This is a genomic window from Nocardioides sp., assembly GCF_035481145.1.
GTDB lineage: Bacteria > Actinomycetota > Actinomycetes > Propionibacteriales > Nocardioidaceae > Nocardioides.
In genome coordinates this window covers 1-20854 of sequence record NZ_DATIHB010000013.1, presented here as the reverse complement: position 1 = coordinate 20854, position 20854 = coordinate 1, and the positions used below count along the sequence as shown (strand labels likewise).

The window sequence follows — 20854 nt, the reverse complement described above, 5'->3', positions numbered from 1 at the left end:
GTAAAGCGGCTCGTTCTTTCGTTTTCAAACGGTGAGGCTGGGGTGGAAGTAGTCGAAGAGGCTGCGCTCGATCGGCCTGCTGAAGTGCAGCAGCATCTTCACGACATCGAGTGACGCGCCGTTGTCGGACGCCATCTTGGTCTGTTCGGCGGCAGCCGCTTCGGCCTTGCCGAGGTAGTAGAACTCAGTGCCCTCGGCGTCGTCCTTCTTCACGAACACATGCAGGTCGACCGTGTTGTCAACGATTGCCTTCACCTCAGGGCTGGCGAGCGTCCTGCGGCTACGGGTGAACCACCGCATCGTCTGCTGATCAAGCAGTTCGTCCTCGTAGGCAGTGCTCGCTGTGACCTCGTCGGACTTGTGCAGAGTCACGAAAATCGGGCACTGGCCGGTTGCCGCGTCCACCTTGTAGCCGTAGAGCGTCGAGGTCCACTTGCGCGGCCAGTTCAGGAGCCTGCAGACCTCCTTGCGGGAGTACTGCCGTCCGACCACGAACGGATTGGCCGGATCGAAGTAGTCGGCAGCGAGGTGGCGGCCCGTGTGCAGCAGATCTTCGACGGCCTGGCCGAGGTGTCCGTTCTCTCGAAGCGCCGCGGCCATCGAGTCGGTCCACGCCAGGCGTCCGTCCGGGGTCCGCACGACGATCGGGTCGCGGTAGCGGTTGCGGTCGGCCTCGGCGTGTTCAGCGAGTGTGAAGGTATCGATTGCGCTCTTCACGTGCGCAGCGCCAGCCGGAAGGCCAGCGGCGACGAGCGCTGCGGCGTACTCCGTGGTGGTTGTCGAGCCCTGACGCACCAGGAGGTCGAGCAGGACGAACTCGTGGAGACGCTTCGACGGAAGAACCTCGTGGGAAAGCAGGCCGAGGGCGCGGTGCTCGGCAGGGGAGAGGCCTGCGTCGACGCGGAGGATGCTCTGGGCGAGCGCCGGATAGTTCTCCTTCTTCGTGGCGAGCAGGACCGGGTCAACTGACTCGAAACGGAAGAAGTCCCACAGCTTCGGCACACCGCCGACGCGATTGCGCATCGCGATCAGGGCGGCCTTAAGGCGCAGCATGCTGTCGAGTGAGGTGTCGGTGATCGATCGAAGGATCCGCTCCTGGGAGATCCGATCGAAGCGCACGCTCGAGAGCCCCGGAAGGACGCCGGTCTCCTCGGCGGAGATCAGGCCCTGGCGCAGCGACTCCTTGTTGAGCGACTCATCGCCGAAGAGTGCAATCGGCACCAGGAAGTTGTTGGCGTAGTTGCCGATGAAGTCGATGACGACGAGGTACTCCTTGCCATCGGCCTTGCGCAGGCCGCGGCCGAGCTGCTGTACGAAGACGATTGCCGACTGCGTCTGACGCAGCATGATGACCTGGTTGACCGAGGGGATATCGACGCCTTCGTTGAAGATGTCGACGGTCAGGATGTAGTCGAGTTCGCCTGCCTCGAGTTCTCGAACGATTTCCTCGCGCCTAGCAATCGAGTCGTCGCCGGTGAGTGCGACGGTGCGGAGCGTGCGGCCGCGAAGCTCGCGCTCGTTGAGGGCGAGTGACAGTTGATGAGCCTCGTCCTTGCGAGCGCAGAAGATGAGGCCACGCGGTGCGACGCCGGCATGGCTGTAGGTGTCGATCGCTTCGATGACGTGGTCGACGCGCTCGGGTGAGATCAGCAGCCGGAGATCGGTGTCGCCCGTAGTCGTCGTGCCGTCTGCGTAGGTCACGTCAGCGACGCCGTAGTAGTGGAAGGGCGCCAGCATGTCGGCTTCGAGCGCGTGGTTGAGCCGGATCTCGTACGGCACCGTGTAGTCGAAGAGCTCGAAGACGTTGAAGCCGTCGGTGCGCTCAGGGGTGGCCGTCATGCCCAGCAGGAACTTCGGGTTGAAGTGGTCGAGCACCCTCTGATGCGAGGCGGCACCCGCACGGTGCGCCTCGTCAATCAGCACGTAGTCGAACTCATCGCGATCAAACTGATCGAGCATGCCGGAGAGAGTCTGGACGGTCGCGAAGAGGTAGCGACGTTCAGGCTGCTTGACGGTGCCCGACAGCTTCCCGAAGTCGTGCTCGGGTCCGCCCAGGACTCGGCGGTACTCCTGGATCGTCTTGTCGAGGATCTGCTCGCGGTGCACGACGAAGAGGCAGCGTCGAGGGTTCATCGCGCGCACATCGAGCGCGGACAGGATGGTCTTGCCGGTCCCCGTGGCGGAGATGACGATGGCGCGGCGGTGCCCGGCCCCACGCACGTCGGCGATGGCTCGGAGGGCATCGACCTGCATGGCGTTGGGTTCGATCAGGTCTGGGGTTCCCGTCAGGTCGGCGCTTCCGTGGGGAACGCGTGGCCCACGGGGTGCAGGCGGCCTGTACGACGCGGCGTACTCGGCGATCCACTCCTCGGTGAGGGGCACGGAGTCGGTGAGCTGTCGATCGACGAGCGCTGAAAACTGCTCGGCAAGGTCGCTGCCGGCGGCGGCCGAGACCTTGAGGTTCCACTCGTGGTTCGTCACGAGGGCGCTCTCGGTCAGGTTCGAGCTGCCGACAACGGCCGTGACGCCGTCGTTGCCGCTGAAGATGTAGCCCTTGGGGTGGAAGGCCGCCGCGTTGTGGAGCCGCACGTCGAAGCCGTGCTTCGTCAGAGCCTGCAGTTCGGCGAACGCGGCCGGCGAGTTGAAGCCCAGGTAGTCGGAGGTGATGATCCGCCCGGTGCCGCCGAAGTCGAGGAGCTCCTGCTTGAGCAGCGCAATCGCTCGCGGCGAGACGAACGCGACCGAGAAGGCGAATTCGTTGCTCCGCTTGAGCTCCTCACGAAGCACACGCAGCATCGAGGTCTCGTCGTCGTTGACGACCACCTTCGGGTGGAGGCCGCGCGGCGCTGAGCCGTGACGGTCGAGATACCCGAAGCGGATGTCGACCTCGAGGTTGCTCCAGGCAGGGTCCATCGTCATCGGGCGAAGTCCGCCTGAATCCGCTCGACCGCGGGAATGTCCGCCGGGGCCCACTCCAGGAGGTGCATGTCGGCCGGCTTCTCCCAGCGAACGGCGGCGTGCTCGGTCAGCTCGGGGGTTCCTTCGATGAGGTCGCAGTAGAAGGTGGTCAGCGTGACGATGCCGAAGTCGTACTCATACGCGGTGGACGCGACTTCGTCGCCGACCTTCACGGCACAATGGAGCTCCTCGTCAATCTCGCGTGCCAGCGCCTCCCGTGGAGTCTCGCCCTGCTCGATCTTGCCGCCGGGGAACTCCCACATGCCTTCGAGTGCCCCGGGACCGCGCTGCGCGCAGAGGATCTGGCCTTCGTCGACGATCACAGCGCCGACGACGTTGATCTGCTTCTTGCGGGGCGTGGACTCCATATGCGTGAGCTTATTGAAGGCGCCCGACGCGGGTGCCCAATCGGACAAGACCCCAGTGCGGACCGTAGCCAGTCCGGGTGGTTTGCGAGCAAGCAGGCATGGCGCGGCGCTCTCGCACGAGACGTTGGGCGCGACGACGTTCAGAGGGGGAGTCATGGCGGGTGAATCGGCCGAGGACGTAGCGCGGCGCGCGAGGGAGAAGGCGGAACGTCTGATCAAGCGCGCCGAAGCTTTTGAGAAGGGTGCGACCGGCGAGCGACTCGTCGCGGAGGCGCTCAAGCAGTTGCCGCCCGACTGGTTCGTCTTGAACGATCGTCGGTGGCCCGGTCGGTCACGAGCGAACATCGACCACGTCGTTGTGGGGCCGAGTGGCGTCTACGTGATCGACGCCAAGAACTGGTCGGGTCGGTTGGCCGTCAAGGACGGAGTCCTCCGTCAGAACGGCTATTCGAGGATGAACGCGGTGGATGGCGCCCTGGAGTCGGCGAAGGCGGTTGCGGCCCTGTTCGATTGGATGTCGCCCGGCTACTTCTTGCCCGTCCTTTGCTTCGTGGGTGAGGCAAAGGTCGACGCGACGATCAATGGCGTGGCGATCTGTTCGCTCGAAGGCCTGCCGAGGCTGTTGCAGAGCCGCCCGCCTGTTTTGCCGCCGGAGACCTTGCAGTTCTTGCGCTTCGACCTGGACATGTCCACCGGTAGTGCGGTCGGGGGCGAGCCGTTTTCGCCGCCTTTGGGTGCCCGCTTGCCCACAGTGAACGGCGGGGCAAGCAATAGCGCCCAGCCTTCCTCGCGCCCCGTCGTCCCACGGACCCCTCGGCTTGCCAGGTTTGCCCTCGCGTTCCTTTGGTTCTTTCTCGGCTCAGTCGTCCTCAGTCTTGCCTTACCGGCTGCCCACGTGCCCGCCGATGTCCAAGGTGGTTTGGGCTTCGCGCTGTTGATCGGGTGCGTCATCTACTTCTTTCGAAAGCGATGACTGCCTTATGCCCGGCCATTGGCGTCCGCAAACAAATGGCGTTTCGGGCGCGCGCGAGCGCCTGCGCCGCTAACTTCGATCAAGGCATTTCGTGCACAGGAGGCGAAGGCGTGGCTGAAGAGACCTGGAACGCGGCAAGGCTGATCCCGACTAGCGGCATCAACGGGTCCGAGGAGCAGGAACGTCGCGCGACGTCGGCCCTGCTCGCTGTGATGGCCGTCGTGAAGGAGTTCTCGCGTGCGGTGGTCACCCCGCTCGGCGCTCCCGCCGGGAATGTGGAGACCTACATCGAGGTCCCCTTCATGCTCGGAGACAAGCGCGTGTACCCCGATGGTCTGATCCGCGTGACGCGCGGTGCGAGGTCGTGGACAGCCTTGGTCGAGGTGAAGACCGGTCGCAACGAACTCCAGGCCGAGCAGTTGGAGAACTACCTCGACATCGCGCGCGACCACGGTTTCGATGCGCTGCTCACGATCTCCAACGAGATCCCGGCTGTCGCCGATCAGCACCCGACCAAGGTCGACAAGCGCAAGCTGAAGAAGGTCGCGATCCATCACCTGTCGTGGTCACAGATCCTTTCGGTGGCGGTCATGCAGGCAGAGCACAAGGGAGTTTCGGATCCGGAGCAGGCCTGGATCCTGCGCGAGTTGATCCGCTACCTCGAGCACCCCAAGTCAGGCGCACTCGAGTTCGAAGACATGGGCCAGAACTGGGTTACGGTCCGTAACTCGGTGAAGGCAGGCATCCTGCGTGGCGCCGACAAGACGATCCCCGACATCGTCGCCAGGTACGACGCGCTGCTCCGTTTCGCAAGCCTTCGGCTCGGCCGCCAGCTTGGCACCGAAGTGACGCCACTGCTGAGTCGCAAGGAGCAGGCCGACCCGGTGCTGCGCGCGCAGGCTCTCGCGGACTCGCTCGTCACCTCCGGCGTGCTTTCGGGGGTCATCAAGATCCCGCATGCAATCGCGCCGGTGCACTTGACTGCCGACCTTCGCGCGGGACAGGTAGCGGCTCACATCGAGATTGACGCGCCCAAGACTGGCCGGGCCACGACCCGCGTCAACTGGCTGGTGCGACAGCTCAAGAGCGCGCCGGATTCGGTCCGCGTCGAGGCATTCGTGGCCAACGGTCGAGGTGCGGGTGCAGCCGCTCTGCTCGGTGCGGTCCGTGCCGACCCGAATCTGCTTGTGCTGGACCCTGCGAAGGACATCCGTTCGTTCCGCGTCGCCTACACGATGCCGATGGGCGCCAAGGGCGGACGCGGTCGCGGGACGTTCATCGACTCGATGCTCGACATCCTGGACGGCTTCTACGGCGATGTCGTACAGCACCTGAAGGCCTGGACGGCCGCGCCTCCGAGGATGAGGGAGCCGGACCCTGTGCCTTCAGGCGTGGCCGAAGCACTCGTCTCGACGGCGCTGTCTTCACAGGATGGTGCGGAGAGGACGAACGGCACCGCCCCTGAAGCTCGCGGCACGATGGACGAGAACGCGGCCCCAGAGCACGCCGGGCTCTGAAGTCGACGCCCCGCTCGCAACCGGGCGGGTACACCTCGAGCGCTCGCGCGGAGGTGGCGGCGACGAACGACCGGGACGGCCACGCCCGCGGCGTACGACCACAATTGAGCGGACTATCAAGACGACGCATCGTGGCCGGACAGCCTTCCACGCAGCCGTTCGGGGTGCCGCGCCCCTTGTTTGCGGCTCGGAAGTGCTCTAGTCCAGAATGCGGGGCTCTACTGCAAGGCACCATTCGGGGGAACCATGAAGAAGACAGTGACCATCATCGCCGCGATTGCGATCACGGCCGCGCTGGCCGGGCCGGCCGAAGCGCTGCGCCGCATCGGCACGAGCGCGTCGGAGACCATCCACGGCTCGGACTACGAGGACTACCTTGCCGGCGGTGGCGGCAACGACACCATCTACGGCTACAGCGCCCGCGACGGGATCGACGGCGACCCTGGCAACGACACGCTGTACGGCCACGGCGGCAACGACATCCTCAACGGCGAGACCGGTAGTGACGCGGTGTACGGCGGGGCTGGCGGCGACTTCATCACCGCGTCCGCCTTCGACCGGGTGATCTCGGGTGGCGTCGGCGACGACACGTTCTACTTCTACCGCTCGACGACCTACACGGGAACGATCGGCTGCGGCGACGGTTACGACACCGTCAACGTCTACAACGCTGGCAACAAGCCGGTGCTCCAGAACTGCGAGGTCGTGAAGTACCTCTGACCTCGGGTCACGCACGCCCCGGTCCTCCTGGAGGGCCGGGTCGTGCGCGCGAGGTGCGTCTCAGGACAGGTCGCCAGGATCATCCGGTACGTCGACGGAGCACTGCTTCAGCGCCTCGAGCGGAAGCACCTCGAGCGCGCGCTCCGAGGTGGCGGCGAGGACGACCGGGGCGGCCACGCCAGCGGCGTACGACTGGAGCCAGCGGACGGCGACGACGCACCAGCGGTCGCCGGGGACGAGGCCGGGGAAGTGCCATTCGGGGCGCGGGGTGACGAGGTCGTTGCCGATCGAGCGCTGGTGCTCGAGGAACTCCGCGGTCATGACGGCGCACACGGCGTGCAGGCCGGGGTCGTGCGGGCCGCAGGCGCAGGAGCCGTCGCGGTGGAAGCCGGTCATCGGGTCCGTGCCGCACTCCTCGAGGACGCCGCCGAGGACGTTGCGCTCCACGGGCAGCTCGAAGGTCATGGGACGAGCCTGCCAGAGACCGGCTGCCCAGCGGTGCTGGCACAGCACGTCGCGCCGGTCGTGGCGACAGCACGCGGTGCTGGTCGTGCGGGCAGGATGACGCCCATGACCGAGCACTTCATCGAGCATGGCACGCCGGCGGAGCTCCTCGACGTCATCGCGCAGCTCCCGGGCCTGCCGTACGCCGCCCACGGGAAGCAGCTGGATTGGAGCGTCGACGGGCACGAGGGGGAGTCGTTCGACCGGCTCCACATGTTCGGTCTGGCCTCCCACCCGGACAAGGGGAAGGTGCGCGAGCTCGCGACGCGGGTCGCGCTTGCGGCGGACGAGCGCTGGGGGAAGCGGAGCCGGTTCGCCTGCGCGGCCGTGACGCCGCAGGACGACCCGGCGTACATCCTCGACCCGCGAGCCGTGCCGGCCGCCGCGCTGCGGGCGATGGGGGCGAGTGAGGCGGAGGTGTGGCGGTTCGGCGAGAGCGCTCTGCTGCTGGCGGTCAACCCCAAGCACGCGTCGGGGGTGGCGATCTGCGTGGCGCTCGTGGTGGAGGCGGAGTGCCTGGCGAAGCCGGTGGACACGCTCGCGGTCGCCGACGCCGAGATGGAGTCGCGGCTCCGCAAGGCGAGCAATGCGGGCAAGGGCGGCAAGAAGCGGACGCGTGCGGACTCCGAGCTGCTGCAGGAGTTCCTGAGCCGCGACCAGAAGCGGATCAGCGCAGCCATCGACGTCGTCAACCGCTCGAGCGATACCGCGCTGCTCACCCCGGTCGCCGACGAGCTCCGCGCCGTCCTGGCCGCGCTGAATGCTGCCGACTTCGTGATCGTCGACGGCAACCCGGTCGAGCTGGCGGTGGACCGCCTCGAGATCGTGAGGGACGGCGGGTGCCTGTGTGCGACGTACGCGCGGCGCAGCGTCGACCCCGAGCGGGAGGCCGCGCAGGGCTGGGTGCGGATCGAGAGCGAGACCTGCGAGCTCGGGGGCCGCCCCCAGCGCGTCGTCGCGTGTACGTCGTGCGCCGCGGTCTTCGACGTCGAGGAGGGCGAGTACCACTACACGTGGTGGAAGTGGGTGCCGCGGCGCTGACGCGTCGGGCCGTCAGGCGTGGTCGGCCTGGATCCGGCGTACGGCGGGCAGGTCGGCCGGCGCCCACGGCAGCTCCTGCATGCGCGCGGGGGAGACCCAGCGGAGCTCGGCGTGCTCGAGCGGGTCGGGTTCGCCGTCGAGGAGCAGGCAGTAGTACGTCGTCAGCGTGATCACCATGGTGGCGGCCTCGTGGGTCGTCACCGCGACCTGGTTGCCGATCCTGATCGCGCAGCCGAGCTCCTCCTCGATCTCGCGGGCGAGCGCATCGCGTGCCGTCTCGCCGGGCTCGACCTTGCCGCCGGGGAACTCCCACATGCCTGCGAGCGCGCCGGTGCTGCGCTGCGCGCAGAGCACGAGCCCGTCGCGGAGGATGACGGCGCCGACGACCTCGATGCGGGGCTTCTCTGCGGGCGCGGGCTGCATGGGCGCTGACCCTAGCGGGCGGACATGCGTAACCCCGGGCCGCTGTCCCGGTTGAGGGTGCATGCTCCTGCGCCGCGTGCTCGCCACTCTCGTCTCGGTCCTGCTGATGACCGCCCTCGCCACCTGCCTGCCTGCCGCCAATGCGGCGACGGGCGACGCGACGTACGCACCGGTGAGCCGGAGTGGGCCGGCGCTGCGCGTGCCGACGACGACGCTCAAGGCAGCGATGACCTGCCACGGCGACCCGAAGACGGGGCCGCGGCCGGTCTACCTCAACCCCGCGACGAGCGTGACGCCGGAGGAGAACTACGGCTGGAACTGGATGAAGGTCTTCAACGCCCAGGGGCGCTACTGGTGCACGATGACGATGCCGCACCACACCTTCGGCGACATCCAGACGGCGGCGGAGTACATCGTCTACGCGATCCGCACGATGAACGCGCGCACCGGCCGCAAGATCGCGATCCTCGGGCACAGCCAGGGCGGCATGAGTGGTCGCTGGGCACTCCGCTTCTGGCCGGACGTGCGCGCGAAGGTCACCGAGGTCATCGGCATGGCCCCGTCCAACCACGGCACGACCGCGCTGGTCGGCTGCATCCCCGGCGTCACCACCTGCGTGCCCGCGGTGTGGCAGCAGAAGGCCGGATCGCGCTTCATGAAGGCGCTGAACTCGCGCGCCGAGACGTTCTCCGGCATCGACTACACCAACATCTACACGCGGTACGACGAGGTCGTGACCCCGCCGGCGTCCTCCGGCCTGACGACGGGCACGGGCCGGATCAGCAACATCGAGGTCCACTCGGTCTGCCCCGTCGACCCCTACGAGCACGTGCTCATGGGCACGGTCAGCCCGGCGACGTACGCGATCGTCATGGATGCGCTCAACCACGCCGGCCCCGCCGTGACGTCGCGCGTGAACCGCTCGCTGTGCAGCCGGCTCTACATGCCCGGCGTCAATCCCCTCGACCTCCGCGCGAACGCCGCCCCGCTCCTGGCGCTGCCCAACCTGCTCAGCACGCTGCTGCCGCTGGTGACCTTCTCCGGAGCCCCGCTGCTGAAGCAGGAGCCGTCGCTGCGGTGTTACGTGTACGCCGCGGGCTGCTGAGCGGGGCCGGCCTGCGCAGCGTCGGGGCCCGGTTGCGGGACCCGCTCGAGCCGCCGACCTGACTCTGGCGTGACACTCATGCGCATCCATTGGACGAGCCATGCCGCGGTGCCGATGGGGATGAGGACGACTCCTGCCCACGCGGCGGTTTGAGCGAAGCCCTCGAGCGTGCTGATCGCGCCAACAGCAATGGCGAGCGAACAGAGGGTCATCACGGCTCCGCTGGCGACTGTGAACGCCGCGTGCGCAGCAGGGATGGCGACCAACCTTTGCCGGAAGACCAAGCCGAGGCCGATCAGCCCGAGTCCCAGCGTGCTCAGGGCCTCCAACGCGCTGTCTGGTCGCGTTGCCAGCTGCCACACGCCGTACGTGATGAAGACGGCACCCATCAGCACGAAACGGACCTGGTGGAAGCGCCACCCGAGACTCTCGATGCTCACCATGGCTCGACGCTAGCCGGATGGCTCGGCGCTCGCCTCCTCGTGTGGCGGTGCCTGTGGAGAAGGGTCGCGGGAGCCGTGAGCATGTTGTCGAGCCCGGTTTTCGTCCACAGGCAAACAGGGTCTGACCTGCGAAAACATGTGAATTGACCCTTGACATCGAACAGGCGTTCGACGGACAATGGAGCCATGGATCACTTCTCGGGGTCCAGGTGCGAGGCGCCGCTGGTGGCGACGGTTCACGCGCTGGACGAGCAGCTCAAGCAGGTCGCGGGCAACGACCCGACGTTCCTGAGCGTGCTCGAGAAGGAGGAGCTCCTGATGACGCTCTCCTCGGTCCTCGGCAGGGTCGAGGGGCTGCTGGTGGACACGCTTGCCGTGGCCAGTGACGTCGCCGATGAGCACGGAGCGAGGTCGGCCGGTGCCTGGTTGGCTGCCGTCACCCACGACGACGGAGCGGTCGCCGGCCGGCTGCAGCGACTCGCGGCGGAGACCGAGCGCCATCCGGAGGTCCGCATCGCGATGCGTGACGGCCGGGTCAGCCCGCGGCACGCCCAGGTCATCGTCCGCGCGGTCGACGCGTTCGGCCCCGAGGTCCCGACAGCGGTGCGCGACGAGGCCGTGGCTCATCTGCTCGGGCTCGCGGCGGAGTTCACGCCCAAGGAGCTGCGCCGGCTCGGCGACGGCATCCTCGCGGTGATCGACCCCTCGACGTATGACGAAGCGGAGCGCGCCAAGCTGGAGGCCGAGCTGGCCAAGGCACGTGCCGCGACCCGCCTCTCGATCCGCCCGACCGGCGACGGCGCCGCGCGGATCAGCGGTGTGCTGCCCGAGTCGGTGGCGGCGCGGCTGCGGAAATACCTCCACGCCTTCTCCTCCCCGCGGCACGATGCCGCGTCGGGCGGCGCTGCGTCGGACGGTGCCCCGAGCGACTCGCGCTACCTCGATCCGGTGACCGGCAAGCGACTCCCGCACGAGCGGGTGATGGGGGAGGCCTTCGCTGCCTTCCTCGAGGCCGCCGACCCCGAGCGGATGCCGATCCACGGTGGCGATGCGACGCAGGTGATCGTGACCATCGAGTGGGAGAAGCTGCTCGCGGGCGTCGGCGTCGGGATGGCGGACGGCGAGTCGATCCCGGTCTCGGAGGTCCGACGCCTGGCGTGCCAGGCGAGGATTCTGCCGGCGGTGCTGGGTGGGAAGTCCGAGCTGCTCGACCTGGGCCGGGCGCAGCGGCTCTTCTCCAGGCCCCAGCGTCGAGCGATGACGCTTCGGCAGTGGACCTGCGCGTTCGAGGGATGCGATGTCCCGATCGAGTGGTGCGAGGCGCATCATCTCGACCCCTGGTCGCGCGGCGGCCCGACGGACCTCGACAACTGTTTGGGGTGTTGTTCGCGCCATCACCATGTGATGCACGACCCGCGCTATGACATCGAGCGGGTGGGCTCCGGCGAGTTCCGCGCCATCCTGCGGAGCTGACGCGCGCCTGTGGAGAGGCCCTTCCCAGCGCAGGCGGCACGGCCTACGGTGCTGCTGGCGCCTGCCGTCCGCTCAGGTGCCGCTCTCGGGAAGGGGACAGTCATGGCCGTACGCCGGATCGCCGCCACTGCAGCTGCTGCAGTGGTGTGCGCGGGTCTTGCTGGATGTGGTGGTGACGCTTCCTCGGCTGACCCCACGCCGACGGTGACGGCTTCAGCGTCGGCATCGTCGCCGACGGGGCCAGTGGCGCCTGTGCTGCCGGAGCTGGCGAAGCGGAACGACGCGGTCGGAGCGAAGGCGTTCCTGAGGTACTGGTTCGCCGCGGTCACCTACGCGATGAAGACCGGCGACACGGAGCCGTTCATGGCCGTGTCGGCGAGGGAGTGCAAGACGTGCACCAACCTCCGTGGGGAGGTGCTGGCCATCCGCGATGCCGACCGGAGGCTGATCGGAGGAGGTTGGGAGGTCGTCGGCGTCGAGCAGGATCCGTCGCTCGAGCCGCCCTATTACCGGTTCGCAGTGAAGGTCCACCAGCCGAGGCAGAGAGTGGTCGAGGCGTCCGGGAAGGTGGTGAGCAAGTCCGCAGCTCAGACGTTCATGTTCCTGGTCGGCGTGCAGCACCGCGACCATTTCGAACTGCACGGGGTCGAGCGGGCAGATGATTAGCAGCTCCGCGCTCGTGATCGGTCTCCTGTCGATGCCGTTCTCGATGATTCATTTGGGTGACACTGAGGTCACGCCTGGCACAGGACATTTCGTCGGTGGTGCCGTGGATGATGAGGCTGGTTGGGGCCCCGATGAGCCTGGCTCGGGCGGAGCGAGGTCGGGAGCCGAGGTAGCCGACGCCACCATCCCTTCCTGCGGTGCGGTCATGGACGTCGCGTGTCGGCCGGTGAAGCAGTGCGTGCCGATGATGGAGTCTCCGACGGGCTTCGCGGAGCAGACGATCTTTGCTTGGGAGACGACCCAGGCCACCGACTTCTCCTTCGGTGCGCCCTGCACGCCGGCCTCGGGTGCGCCCGCGAGTGTTCCGGCGCTGGTGCTGAGGGCGTTCGAGCGGGTGCCACTGCCGGAGCCGGTGCTGAGCATCCAACCGCCGAAGGGCAAGACGCTGGTGGGGCTGGAGACGATCTTCTCCACGGAGGCCGAGCCGTTCACGCGCACGCTGCAGCTCTTGGGGAGGCGCGTGGAGCTGCGGATCGCGCCGAGCGAGTTCGCCTGGGTCCACGGTGACGGCACCACGCAGTCGACCGACTGGGCGGGCAAGGCGTGGGATCGCGACGAGCCGGAGATCGACGGCTACATCACGCACATCTACGAGCGGACCGGCACGGTGCGGCCACGGGTTGAGGTGACGTGGTCGGCGGAGTACCGCGTGAACGGCGGTGACTGGCAGGTGGTGGACGGGACGGTGAGCCGCGAAGGTGCGCCGGCGGAGCTCGCCGTTCTCGAGGGGCAGCCCGTGCTCAATTCGTATTGAGCCCCAGGCGGGTCGGGGCATCGGGCTGCAACGTACGGGCGCACCCTCAGACAGGCGGAGGCGTCAGGTCGTCGAGCAGCGCAGTGATGCGCTCACCCGAGCGCCGCGCGCGGGTGATCAGCTCCTCCAGGGAGGCGACCTCGGTCAGGGCGGGCTCGGACTCGAGCAGCTCGACGCTCGCCAGCAGTGCGGTGAGCGGGTTGCGGATGTCGTGGTTCACCTGGTTCACGAACTCGGTGACCCGCGCCCGCGTGCGCGCCAGCTCCCGTGCCTGGGCACGCATCTCGAGGATGTCCACGACGCGGTCCGCGAGGACCGCGAGGGTCTCCGGCGAGGCGAGACCGTCCGCGTGGGGCACGTCGTCGAAGGCGCAGAGCCGCCCGACGTACACGCCGCGCAGTGTCACGAGTGGGGCGGAGGCGTAGAAGCGCACCTCGCCGATCTCTCCGGTCACGAAAGGGTTCGATGCGAAGCGGTCGTCCTCCCGCGCATCGGGCACGACCACGGGCGCAGGCTCGGTGAGGACTGCCGCACACATCGAGTCAGCGCGCGTGCAGATCCCCGGATCGAAGCCGTACGCCGCCAGCTGGTGCTGGTGGTCGTCGGTGATCAGGTTGATCGCAACCTTGGGTACACCGAGCACGCGAGCGGCCAGGGCCACGAGCTCCTGAAGGTCCGCGCCGCTGGATGCGAGGGCGCCGAGGCGGTTGAGCTCGCTCTCCCTGCTGCTGTCTTCCCTGCTGGCGTCTTCCCTGTCGACGTCGGACGACGGCGTCATCACGGCGTCCCGTCGAACCGGAAGCCCACGCCCCGCACGGTCGTGATCAGCCCCGGCACGCCGGCGTCCTCGAGCTTCTGCCGCAGTCGCCCCATGGTCACGTCGAGCGTCTTGGTGGAGCCGAACCAGTTCTCGTCCCACACCGCATCCATCAGCGCCTCACGCGTCAGGACCGTGCCGCGGGAGGTCCAGAGCTCGGCGAGCAGGTCGAACTCCTTCTCCGTCAGCGCCAGCTCGGTCGTGCCGGCCCAGGCTCGCCGCGCGCTGCGGTCGACGCGGACGCCGTGCACCACCGGCAGGTCGTCCGGCCCGCCGGTTACCCCGTTCACGCCAGCACCGGCCACGCCAGCACCGTCGCCGGCACCGCCAGCCCCCACCCCTCCAGCACTGCCCCCGCCAGCAGCGGTCGTGCCAGCCGCAAGCCTCGCCGTACGCCGGAGGAGGGCGCGGGTGCGCGCTTGCAGCTCGGCCAGGCCGAAGGGCTTGGCGAGGTAGTCGTCGGCACCGACGTCGAGGCCGTCGACGCGGTCGAGCTCGGAGGCACGGGCAGTCAGCATCAGCACGCCACCCTCGTACCCGTTGTCGCGCAGCTGACGACAGACCTCGAGGCCGTCGATGTCGGGCAGGCCGAGGTCGAGGAGGACGAGGTCGATGCCGCCTTCGGCGACCCGCGCCAGGCCGTCGGCACCGAGCGCGACCCGGGAGACCTCGTGGCCTTCGCGTGCGAGCGCGCGGAGCAGGGGAGCGGCGACGTCATCGTCGTCCTCCATGACGAGCAGGCGGGCAGTCACGTCCAGAAGCATAGGGAAGCGGATCGCGCCAAGGGTCCGTCGATCGGTCAGAAGTCACGGTCGAGGCTGCCCGTCTCGGTGGCCGGGGTGACCGCGCAGGCTCGCCCGGTCGTGGAGAGCGCCGAGGCTGACGGCGTCCAGACCATCGCGCCGGCGGTGCCGGTGCGGACGGCGGTGCCGCCGCTCGCGACGGTGCCGAGGGTGACCGTGACGACGGTCGCGGCTGTGCCGTTGATGGTCGTCGCGGTGGCGGTCAGCGTCGCGTTGAAGGTGACGGTCTTGCTGGACTTCACGTACTCCTGCTTGAGGTTGACCGAGCCCAGCGGCAGCACGGTGCCGCTGCGCAGCACGTCGAGGGTGTCGCCCTTGGCGCCCAGGCCGAGCAGGTTGCCGTCGCGGGCCCGCAGCTGCACCGCCAGGGCCGAGCCAGTCCAGCCGGCGCTGATGCTGGTGGTCTGGAGCGCGCCGGTGTAGGTGAGGACGAGCTGGTCGCCGGCGTCGAGCTTGCCGAGGGAGGCGCCGCCGTTGACCGCCTGCACGTCGCGGGCCCGGAACGGGTTGTTGTCGACGCGCCGGCCGGTGACGAGCGACGAGAGGGTCGTGGCCGAGCGACCGTCGAGCGCGACGGCCCGCAGGTCGTAGAGCCCGTCCGCGACGGCCGTCGTGTCCCACGAGCAGGAGTACGGCGAGGTCGTGTCGGTGCAGAGGTCGGTCCAGGTCGAGGCGCCCGCGGGGGAGCGCTGCACCGTCACGTTGACGATGCCGGCCGAGGACGAGGCCGTCGCGCTGACCGCCACGGTGCCGCTCAGGAAGGCGCCGGGGTCCTCGACGGAGACCGAGGTGACGGTGTTGTCGACGGCCCGGTTGGCGATGGCGGTCGAGGTCGCGGTGTTGCCCGCGACGTCGGCAGCGACGGCCCGGAAGGAGTAGGTGCCGTCCGCGACGGCGGTGCTCGCCCAGCGGCACGTCGTGGTCTCGCCCGCCACGCACGCCGTCGTCCAGGTCGCGCCGCCGGAGACGGCGTACTGGAAGGTGACGGAGGCGAGGCCGGAACCGGCGTCAGCGGCGGTGGCAGCGAGCGTCACCGTGCCACGCAGCGGCGTGCCGGGGTCGGTCATGGTGACCGTCGGCGCGACGTTGTCGACGATGACGTCGGCCCAGACCGCGGAGGTGTACGTCGTCAGGCCGACGACCGCAACCGCGCGGAGGTCGTACTCCTGGCTGGTGACGCCGGTGGTGGCCCACGAGCAGGTGAGGGTGGCTCCGAGGCCGGAGCATGCGGTCTTCCAGCTCTCGGCGCCCGCGACGGAGTACTCGATGCGCAGCGTGAGCGACAGCAGCCCGGCGTTGTGGACGCGGGCGGCCAGCGGCGCCGAGCCGCGCAGGACCTCGCCCGGGTTGTCCAGGACGACCAGGAGGTTGTTGGCGACCACGACGTTGATCGTCGACCAGCTCGAGACCAGCCCGGTGCGGTCGGTCGCGCGGGCGCGGAGGGTCCAGTTGCCGTCGGCGACGGCGGTGGTGCTCCAGCTGCAGGTGTACGGCGCGACGGTCACCGTGCACAGCGTCGACCAGGTGCCGCCCGACGGCAGGGCCTCGAAGACCACGGAGGCGACGCCCGTCTCGGCGTCAGAGGCCGTGGCCGAGAGCACGACCGTCCCCTTCAGCGGGGAGCCGGGGTCGGCGAGGCTCACGGTGGGGGCCGTCCAGTCGGCAGCCGCGCGCACGGAGGCGGTCGCGGTCGAGGCCGCGACGTAGGTCGCTCCGGAGGTGGCCGGCATCGCGAGCGTGCCCAGGAGCCCTGCGACGAGCAGGGCCAGGAGCGACACGATGCGGTTCACGGCGGACCTTCCGGGGCGAGCGAGGGGAGAGAGGGGAGAGGCAGGTCAGGTCAGGTGCGGGGTCCGGGCGGCCGACCGTGCGTCGGTCTCCTCCCTCCCGGGAGACCGACGCACCGCCCCCGCCAGCTCGATCGCCGCCAGCAGGCCGATGATCACGGCAGGCCCGCCGAGCAGGAGGCGACGCTTCTCCGGGTCGGCCAGCGCGATCAGCGGCCACCCGACGTACGGGACGTGGAAGGACATCCGGTTGACGGTTGGCTGCACGAGCTCGAAGCGCCACGGGTCCGGGTCGGGGTTCGCGTCGCCCTGCGTGCGCAGGACGCGGTGGCCCTCGGGCGAGGTGCCGATGGAGATGATCCGGTGCGTCACCAGCGAGTGGGTGCCCGAGTCGGCCGGCGGCAGGTAGGTGATCACGTCACCCACGACGAGCTCGTCGACGGACACCTCGCGCTCGAAGGCGACGGCGTACTTGTCCACCGTGCCGGTCATCGAGCCGCCCGTGATCACGTAGCGGTCGAAGCCGAGGAGGGCAGGTACGACGAGCACCAGGCCCAGGGCGAGGCCGAGGAGGAGGGCGGCCCTGCCGAACCAGCCCAGCAGGCGGGTCACGGCGCCGCGGAGGGTGCGCAGCTGCGTCATCGAAGGCTCCTGGTGATGCCCGGAGGGGCGGGGGTTGGGGCTGTCACCGCCCCTCCGGGAGTCCGATCACTGGTTGGTGGTGGTGCCGTCGAGCTGCACGGCGTCCCAGCGGTACGACGCGGAGGCGGTCTTGCCCTGCTGCGTGTTCGGGGCGTCCTGGTCGAGCTTCACCGTGAACGTGTACTGGTGCGCGTCGCCGTTCTGGAAGGTGCCGAGCGCGCTGGCAGCGCCGTCGACGAGGCCGCCGAAGTTGCCGTCGTACACAGTGGTGCCGGCGGTGACGTCCTTGATGGTGAGCGTCAGCCAGGTGGCGGCGAAGCCGTTGGCGGAGGCGACCTCGGTGAGGCTGAACTTCGCCGGCAGGGAGCCGGTGTTGGTCAGCGTCAGCGAGCCGTTGAGCACGTCACCCGGCTTGATGTCGACCAGGTTGAAGATCGCGCTGCCGTCCTTGGAGTTGGTCTGGGTCAGCGTGCCGGAGGTGACGGCGCTGATCGTGTTGCCGGACTCCGAGGTGAACGTCGCGCCCGAGCCGACCGCGATCGCGCCGGCCGCGGCCAGCGTCGCGAGGGGGACGAGGATCTTGGTGCGGTTGCTGGACATGTGGGTCTTCCTTCTGGTCATGGAGCGCTTCCTGCGCTGTGATGACAACGCTAGGAAGAGTCACTCCACGGCCTGCCCACCCGTTTTCCACACCAGGGCAACAGTTCGGCAACAAGCGGAGGCAGCCGGCGACACGCCCTAGCCACAGCGGAGCGCGCCGAGGCGCTCGAGTCCCTCGCGGTCGCCTGGTCCCCACGTCGTCTGGCCGACGTTCTCGCGGTACATCAGCTCTCCGGGATCGTCGACGTGGTCGAGCCCGACCAGGTGGCCGAACTCGTGGTCGACGATCGCTTGCGCTGCCTCCTGCTGGCCACGGTCGAGCATCTCGTCGAAGGCATCGGTGTCGAGCACGACCGCCCCCGACGTGAGCCGGCCTCGTCCACCGATCCGGAGCATGCCGCTGCCGCCGATGCCGGCCACGTCGCCGGCCAGCTCGGCGTACTCGTCCTCGGTGCTCCAGCCGACGATCGACGGTCCTCGCTTCCCGTCGTCGCCGCGGCGCAGGAAGCGCCGCGAGTCGGTCGTCCCGACCAGCTCGAACCGCAGCCCCGACGCCTCGCTCACGTGCTCCATCGCCGTACGGACCAGCTGCTCGTGGATCTCGGGAGCGCCGTCGGGGTTGATCTCCACCTCGATCGGGCGGCAGGGGTCGTAGCCGATCGGTGTCCCGTTCGCCGTCGCGTAGGTGAACGCGTAAGCGCCGCCGCGGTCGCGCACGCCGGGCGCTGCCTCGTTGCGGACGCCGGCGGTCCCGGCCCGCACGAGGATGCCGCCCAGCACGGCGAAGCAGACGACCATGAGCACGCCGAGCTTCCAGCTCCGCGGCTCCCGGGCGTACGCCGGCGGCAGGTCGTAGCGGTCCAACGCCCCTCCTCGGGTGACGGTGCCTCCGACGCTAGGCCGCTGCCCCCAACGACCGCAGCTGAACGCGTTCGTCACGACTTCTCACGTTGAAGTGACAGCGCTCACAGTCAGCCGCAACAATCGCACCCATGGAACTGCTCGCCCCGTGGCTCTGGGCTCGCTATCGCGCCCACTACGCGGGGTTGCTGATCTTCCAGCTGCTCTTCTGGCCGGTCGGCGTCATCGGCATCGGCATGCTGGCGTGGGCGATCGCGCTGCACCGCAGTTTCGGTGACTTCCTGCTGGTCAGTGGGGTCTTTGTGGCCGTGACGGAGGTCTGCGGCGCCGTCGCGCTGCTGGCCTCCACCCGGGAGGCGCGGCCGCTCCTCAACCGCTGGGGCCGGGGAGACCAGAGCGACCCTCGGGGCACCCGCGCGGCACTCGCCCGCCTCGACCAGGTGCCGCTGATCTGGGGCTTGGCCGGCGGCCTCCCGATGGCGGTGGTCGCGCCGTACCTCGGTGACGCCCTCGGCCTGAGCTGGCCGGTCAGCGTGGCGATGGGCATCTCCGCGGCCGCGCTCGTGGTGGGCAGCGGTGCGCTCGGGTCGGTGATCACCGAGGCGGTGCTCTGGCCCGTGCAGGCCGAGCTCGACGCCGTCCTGCGCGAAGACCCGCCCCGGAAGCCGCGCCGTGCCGTGGCCGGGCGCCTCCTCACGATCATCCTGCTCGGCAGCATCATCGGTTGCTGGGTCAGCGCCCTGGTGGTCTCCTGGGCGGAGAGCGACGAGCAGCAGTACGTGCTCGCGCCCGTCGTCGCGCTGCCGTTCGCCATCGGCACCGCGATCGTGCTCGCGCCGTTCGGTGTCGGGCCCGTGCTGCGACCGATCCGCGACCTGCGCGAAGCCACCGAGCGGATCGCGCGCGGCATCCTCGATGTCCGCGTGCCGGTCACCACCGACGACGAGTTCGGCGAGCTCGCCCGCTCCTTCAACCGCATGCAGTCCGGTCTCCTCGAGCGGGAGCGGCTGCAGAACGCCTTCGGTGCGTACGTCGACCCGATGCTCGCCCATCGCATGCTGGAGCGCGACTCCGAGCTCTTCGAGGGCGAGGAGGTCGACGCCACGGTGGTCTTCGTCGACGTCGTCGGCTTCACGGCGTTCTCGCAGTCGAGCACCGCGGCCGAGACCGTCGCGCGGCTCAACGAGCTCTTCGGGATCGCGGTGCCGGTGTTGCGCGGCCACGGCGGCCACGCCAACAAGTTCCTCGGCGACGGCCTGCTCGCGGTCTTCGGCGTCCCTGAGGCCCAGGCCGACCACGCCGAGCGCGCGGTCGCGGCCGCGACCGAGATCCAGGACGCCGTCCACGCACGCTTCGGTGACGAGCTGCAGATCGGCATCGGCATCGCCAGCGGCCCGGTCATCGCCGGCACGGTCGGCGGGGGCGGCAAGCTGGAGTTCACGCTCGTCGGCGACACGGTCAACGTCGCGGCGCGCATCGAGGAGCTGACCCGCCTGACCGGTGACCCGATCCTCCTGGCGGACTCGACGGTGCAGGGCCTGCGCACCGACTGGCCGCTCGAGGATCGCGGGGAGCGCGAGCTCCGTGGCCGCGACGGTGCGATCCTGCTTCACGCACTGACGACGTGGGAGCGCGCGGTCAGCTGATCGTGCGCTTCCCGCGCCTGTTGCGTCGGCGTGGGTCAGCGCGGCGCGGTTGTCGCGGCGGTCAGTACGGCGGGGTCAGTCGCAGAAGTCGCACTGGCCCGACGCGGGCAGCTGCGTGTAGCACGACGGGCAGAGCCTGATCTCCGGCTCCGGCTTCGCCGGTGCCTTGGGAGCAGCCCGCGATGGACGCGGCGTACGCGGGGTGGTCGTGCGCGGGGCGGCGGTGCGCGGGGAGCCCGGGACGCGCGTGGGGGCACGGGAGCCGGCCGGCCGGTCGAGCTCGGAGGCGGACGCGACGGTGAAGCCGAGGTCGGTCAGGACCTTGATCCGCTCCTCCCCGATGCCGGTCGCGTCGGGGGTGGTGCCGGTTGCCTTGCCGTGCGCGAAGGCGAGCAGCGCCCGGTAGTCGTAGCGCTTGCCCCGCTCGACGAGGACCAGGTCTCCACGCTCATCGATCCCGTGCGAGCTCAGGAACTCCTCGGCGCCGCGCTGGTCGTGGATCTTGATCGCGGTGAGGACGTGGATCCGGGTGACCAGCGCGTAGTTCTGCACGGCACAAGGCTAGTTGGGGACGAGGGGTGGTCGCGACCCGGCCGGGGTTTCCCGCGGTGACACTGGCCACCTCCTGGCGCGGGCCCGCTCAGCCCCGGTGGTGCTCGAGGAGCTCGGCGGCGAGCGCCGGACCGGCGGCGA

21 protein-coding genes are annotated in these 20854 nt (G+C 69.3%); 9 read left to right on the top strand and 12 right to left on the bottom strand.

From position 1 onward, the window contains the following. Window positions 1-24: 24 nt before the first annotated feature. Both VLF38_RS01490 and VLF38_RS01485 read right to left on the bottom strand, forming a co-directional pair. Complete coding sequence (locus VLF38_RS01490) at window positions 25-2919, bottom strand: DEAD/DEAH box helicase (protein ID WP_325269519.1); 2895 nt, start codon at window positions 2917-2919, stop codon at window positions 25-27. After that, the gene (locus VLF38_RS01485; protein ID WP_325269518.1) at window positions 2916-3326 is read right to left on the bottom strand and encodes a (deoxy)nucleoside triphosphate pyrophosphohydrolase; all 411 of its coding nucleotides are present in this window, start codon (window positions 3324-3326) and stop codon (window positions 2916-2918) included. The genes VLF38_RS01490 and VLF38_RS01485 overlap by 4 nt, the downstream gene beginning before the upstream one ends. 154 nt (window positions 3327-3480) lie before the next feature. On the opposite strand from VLF38_RS01485, the gene VLF38_RS01480 reads away from it, so the two are divergent. From VLF38_RS01480 to VLF38_RS01470, 3 genes are all read left to right on the top strand, one after another. Beyond that, window positions 3481-4299, top strand: coding sequence for a nuclease-related domain-containing protein (locus tag VLF38_RS01480; protein WP_325269517.1), 819 nt, complete (start codon window positions 3481-3483; stop codon window positions 4297-4299). A 110-nt stretch (window positions 4300-4409) separates the two neighbouring features. Next, on the top strand, window positions 4410-5816 hold the full coding sequence (locus VLF38_RS01475; RefSeq protein ID WP_325269516.1) for a hypothetical protein: 1407 nt from the start codon (window positions 4410-4412) through the stop codon (window positions 5814-5816). A gap of 246 nt (window positions 5817-6062) precedes the next feature. Further along, window positions 6063-6536, top strand: a complete 474-nt coding sequence (locus VLF38_RS01470; protein ID WP_325269515.1) for a hypothetical protein — start codon at window positions 6063-6065, stop codon at window positions 6534-6536. Window positions 6537-6596: 60 nt separating this feature from the next. On the opposite strand, the gene VLF38_RS01465 is transcribed toward VLF38_RS01470, so the two are convergent. Beyond that, entirely contained in the window at window positions 6597-7001 is a 405-nt protein-coding gene (locus tag VLF38_RS01465) for a DUF2237 domain-containing protein (protein ID WP_325269514.1), read from the bottom strand. Between the two features lie 105 nt (window positions 7002-7106). Between VLF38_RS01465 and VLF38_RS01460 the strand changes: the two genes are divergently transcribed. Then, window positions 7107-8081, top strand: a complete 975-nt coding sequence (locus VLF38_RS01460; protein WP_325269513.1) for a hypothetical protein — start codon at window positions 7107-7109, stop codon at window positions 8079-8081. A gap of 12 nt (window positions 8082-8093) precedes the next feature. Here the strand turns inward: VLF38_RS01460 and VLF38_RS01455 are convergent, their stop codons facing one another. Continuing rightward, window positions 8094-8504, bottom strand: a complete 411-nt coding sequence (locus tag VLF38_RS01455; RefSeq protein ID WP_325269512.1) for a (deoxy)nucleoside triphosphate pyrophosphohydrolase — start codon at window positions 8502-8504, stop codon at window positions 8094-8096. Window positions 8505-8565: 61 nt separating this feature from the next. Here VLF38_RS01455 and VLF38_RS01450 point away from each other — a divergent pair, with 61 nt between their 5' ends. After that, window positions 8566-9609: a lipase gene (locus tag VLF38_RS01450; RefSeq protein WP_325269511.1), complete on the top strand. Its 1044-nt coding sequence runs from the start codon at window positions 8566-8568 to the stop codon at window positions 9607-9609. Here the strand turns inward: VLF38_RS01450 and VLF38_RS01445 are convergent. Beyond that, window positions 9585-10052 carry a hypothetical protein gene (locus tag VLF38_RS01445; protein WP_325269510.1) on the bottom strand — a complete coding sequence of 156 codons (468 nt, stop codon included), beginning with the start codon at window positions 10050-10052 and terminating at the stop codon, window positions 9585-9587. The two genes, VLF38_RS01450 and VLF38_RS01445, sit on opposite strands and share 25 nt — an antisense overlap. 225 nt (window positions 10053-10277) lie before the next feature. On the opposite strand from VLF38_RS01445, the gene VLF38_RS01440 reads away from it, so the two are divergent. The 3 genes from VLF38_RS01440 (at window position 10278) to VLF38_RS01430 (ending at window position 13005) form a co-directional block, all read left to right on the top strand. Beyond that, window positions 10278-11525, top strand: coding sequence for an HNH endonuclease signature motif containing protein (locus VLF38_RS01440; RefSeq protein WP_325269509.1), 1248 nt, complete (start codon window positions 10278-10280; stop codon window positions 11523-11525). A gap of 102 nt (window positions 11526-11627) precedes the next feature. After that, window positions 11628-12191 (top strand): DUF6318 family protein, encoded by a 564-nt coding sequence (locus VLF38_RS01435; RefSeq protein ID WP_325269508.1) that lies wholly within the window; start codon window positions 11628-11630, stop codon window positions 12189-12191. A 205-nt stretch (window positions 12192-12396) separates the two neighbouring features. Next, a complete protein-coding gene (locus tag VLF38_RS01430) occupies window positions 12397-13005 on the top strand; it encodes a hypothetical protein (RefSeq protein WP_325269507.1) in 609 nt (202 codons plus the stop codon). Window positions 13006-13051: 46 nt separating this feature from the next. Here the strand turns inward: VLF38_RS01430 and VLF38_RS01425 are convergent, their stop codons facing one another. The 6 genes from VLF38_RS01425 to VLF38_RS01400 all read right to left on the bottom strand — a co-directional run bounded on the left by VLF38_RS01425 (window position 13052) and on the right by VLF38_RS01400 (window position 18518). After that, a complete protein-coding gene (locus VLF38_RS01425; RefSeq protein WP_325269506.1) occupies window positions 13052-13783 on the bottom strand; it encodes a histidine kinase dimerization/phospho-acceptor domain-containing protein in 732 nt (243 codons plus the stop codon). Next, a complete protein-coding gene (locus VLF38_RS01420) occupies window positions 13783-14586 on the bottom strand; it encodes a response regulator transcription factor (protein WP_414689346.1) in 804 nt (267 codons plus the stop codon). The genes VLF38_RS01425 and VLF38_RS01420 overlap by 1 nt, the downstream gene beginning before the upstream one ends. Window positions 14587-14621: 35 nt before the next feature. After that, window positions 14622-16415 (bottom strand): Ig-like domain-containing protein, encoded by a 1794-nt coding sequence (locus tag VLF38_RS01415; RefSeq protein ID WP_325269504.1) that lies wholly within the window; start codon window positions 16413-16415, stop codon window positions 14622-14624. A gap of 45 nt (window positions 16416-16460) precedes the next feature. Next, window positions 16461-17054, bottom strand: coding sequence for a signal peptidase I (locus tag VLF38_RS01410; RefSeq protein ID WP_325269503.1), 594 nt, complete (start codon window positions 17052-17054; stop codon window positions 16461-16463). A gap of 66 nt (window positions 17055-17120) precedes the next feature. Beyond that, window positions 17121-17654, bottom strand: a complete 534-nt coding sequence (locus VLF38_RS01405; protein ID WP_325269502.1) for a TasA family protein — start codon at window positions 17652-17654, stop codon at window positions 17121-17123. Between the two features lie 138 nt (window positions 17655-17792). Then, window positions 17793-18518 carry a matrixin family metalloprotease gene (locus VLF38_RS01400; protein WP_325269501.1) on the bottom strand — a complete coding sequence of 242 codons (726 nt, stop codon included), beginning with the start codon at window positions 18516-18518 and terminating at the stop codon, window positions 17793-17795. A gap of 128 nt (window positions 18519-18646) precedes the next feature. On the opposite strand from VLF38_RS01400, the gene VLF38_RS01395 reads away from it, so the two are divergent. Further along, window positions 18647-20161 (top strand): adenylate/guanylate cyclase domain-containing protein, encoded by a 1515-nt coding sequence (locus tag VLF38_RS01395; RefSeq protein ID WP_325269500.1) that lies wholly within the window; start codon window positions 18647-18649, stop codon window positions 20159-20161. A gap of 75 nt (window positions 20162-20236) precedes the next feature. On the opposite strand, the gene VLF38_RS01390 is transcribed toward VLF38_RS01395, so the two are convergent. Next, window positions 20237-20713 carry a hypothetical protein gene (locus tag VLF38_RS01390; protein WP_325269499.1) on the bottom strand — a complete coding sequence of 159 codons (477 nt, stop codon included), beginning with the start codon at window positions 20711-20713 and terminating at the stop codon, window positions 20237-20239. Between the last annotated feature and the right edge of the window lie 141 nt (window positions 20714-20854).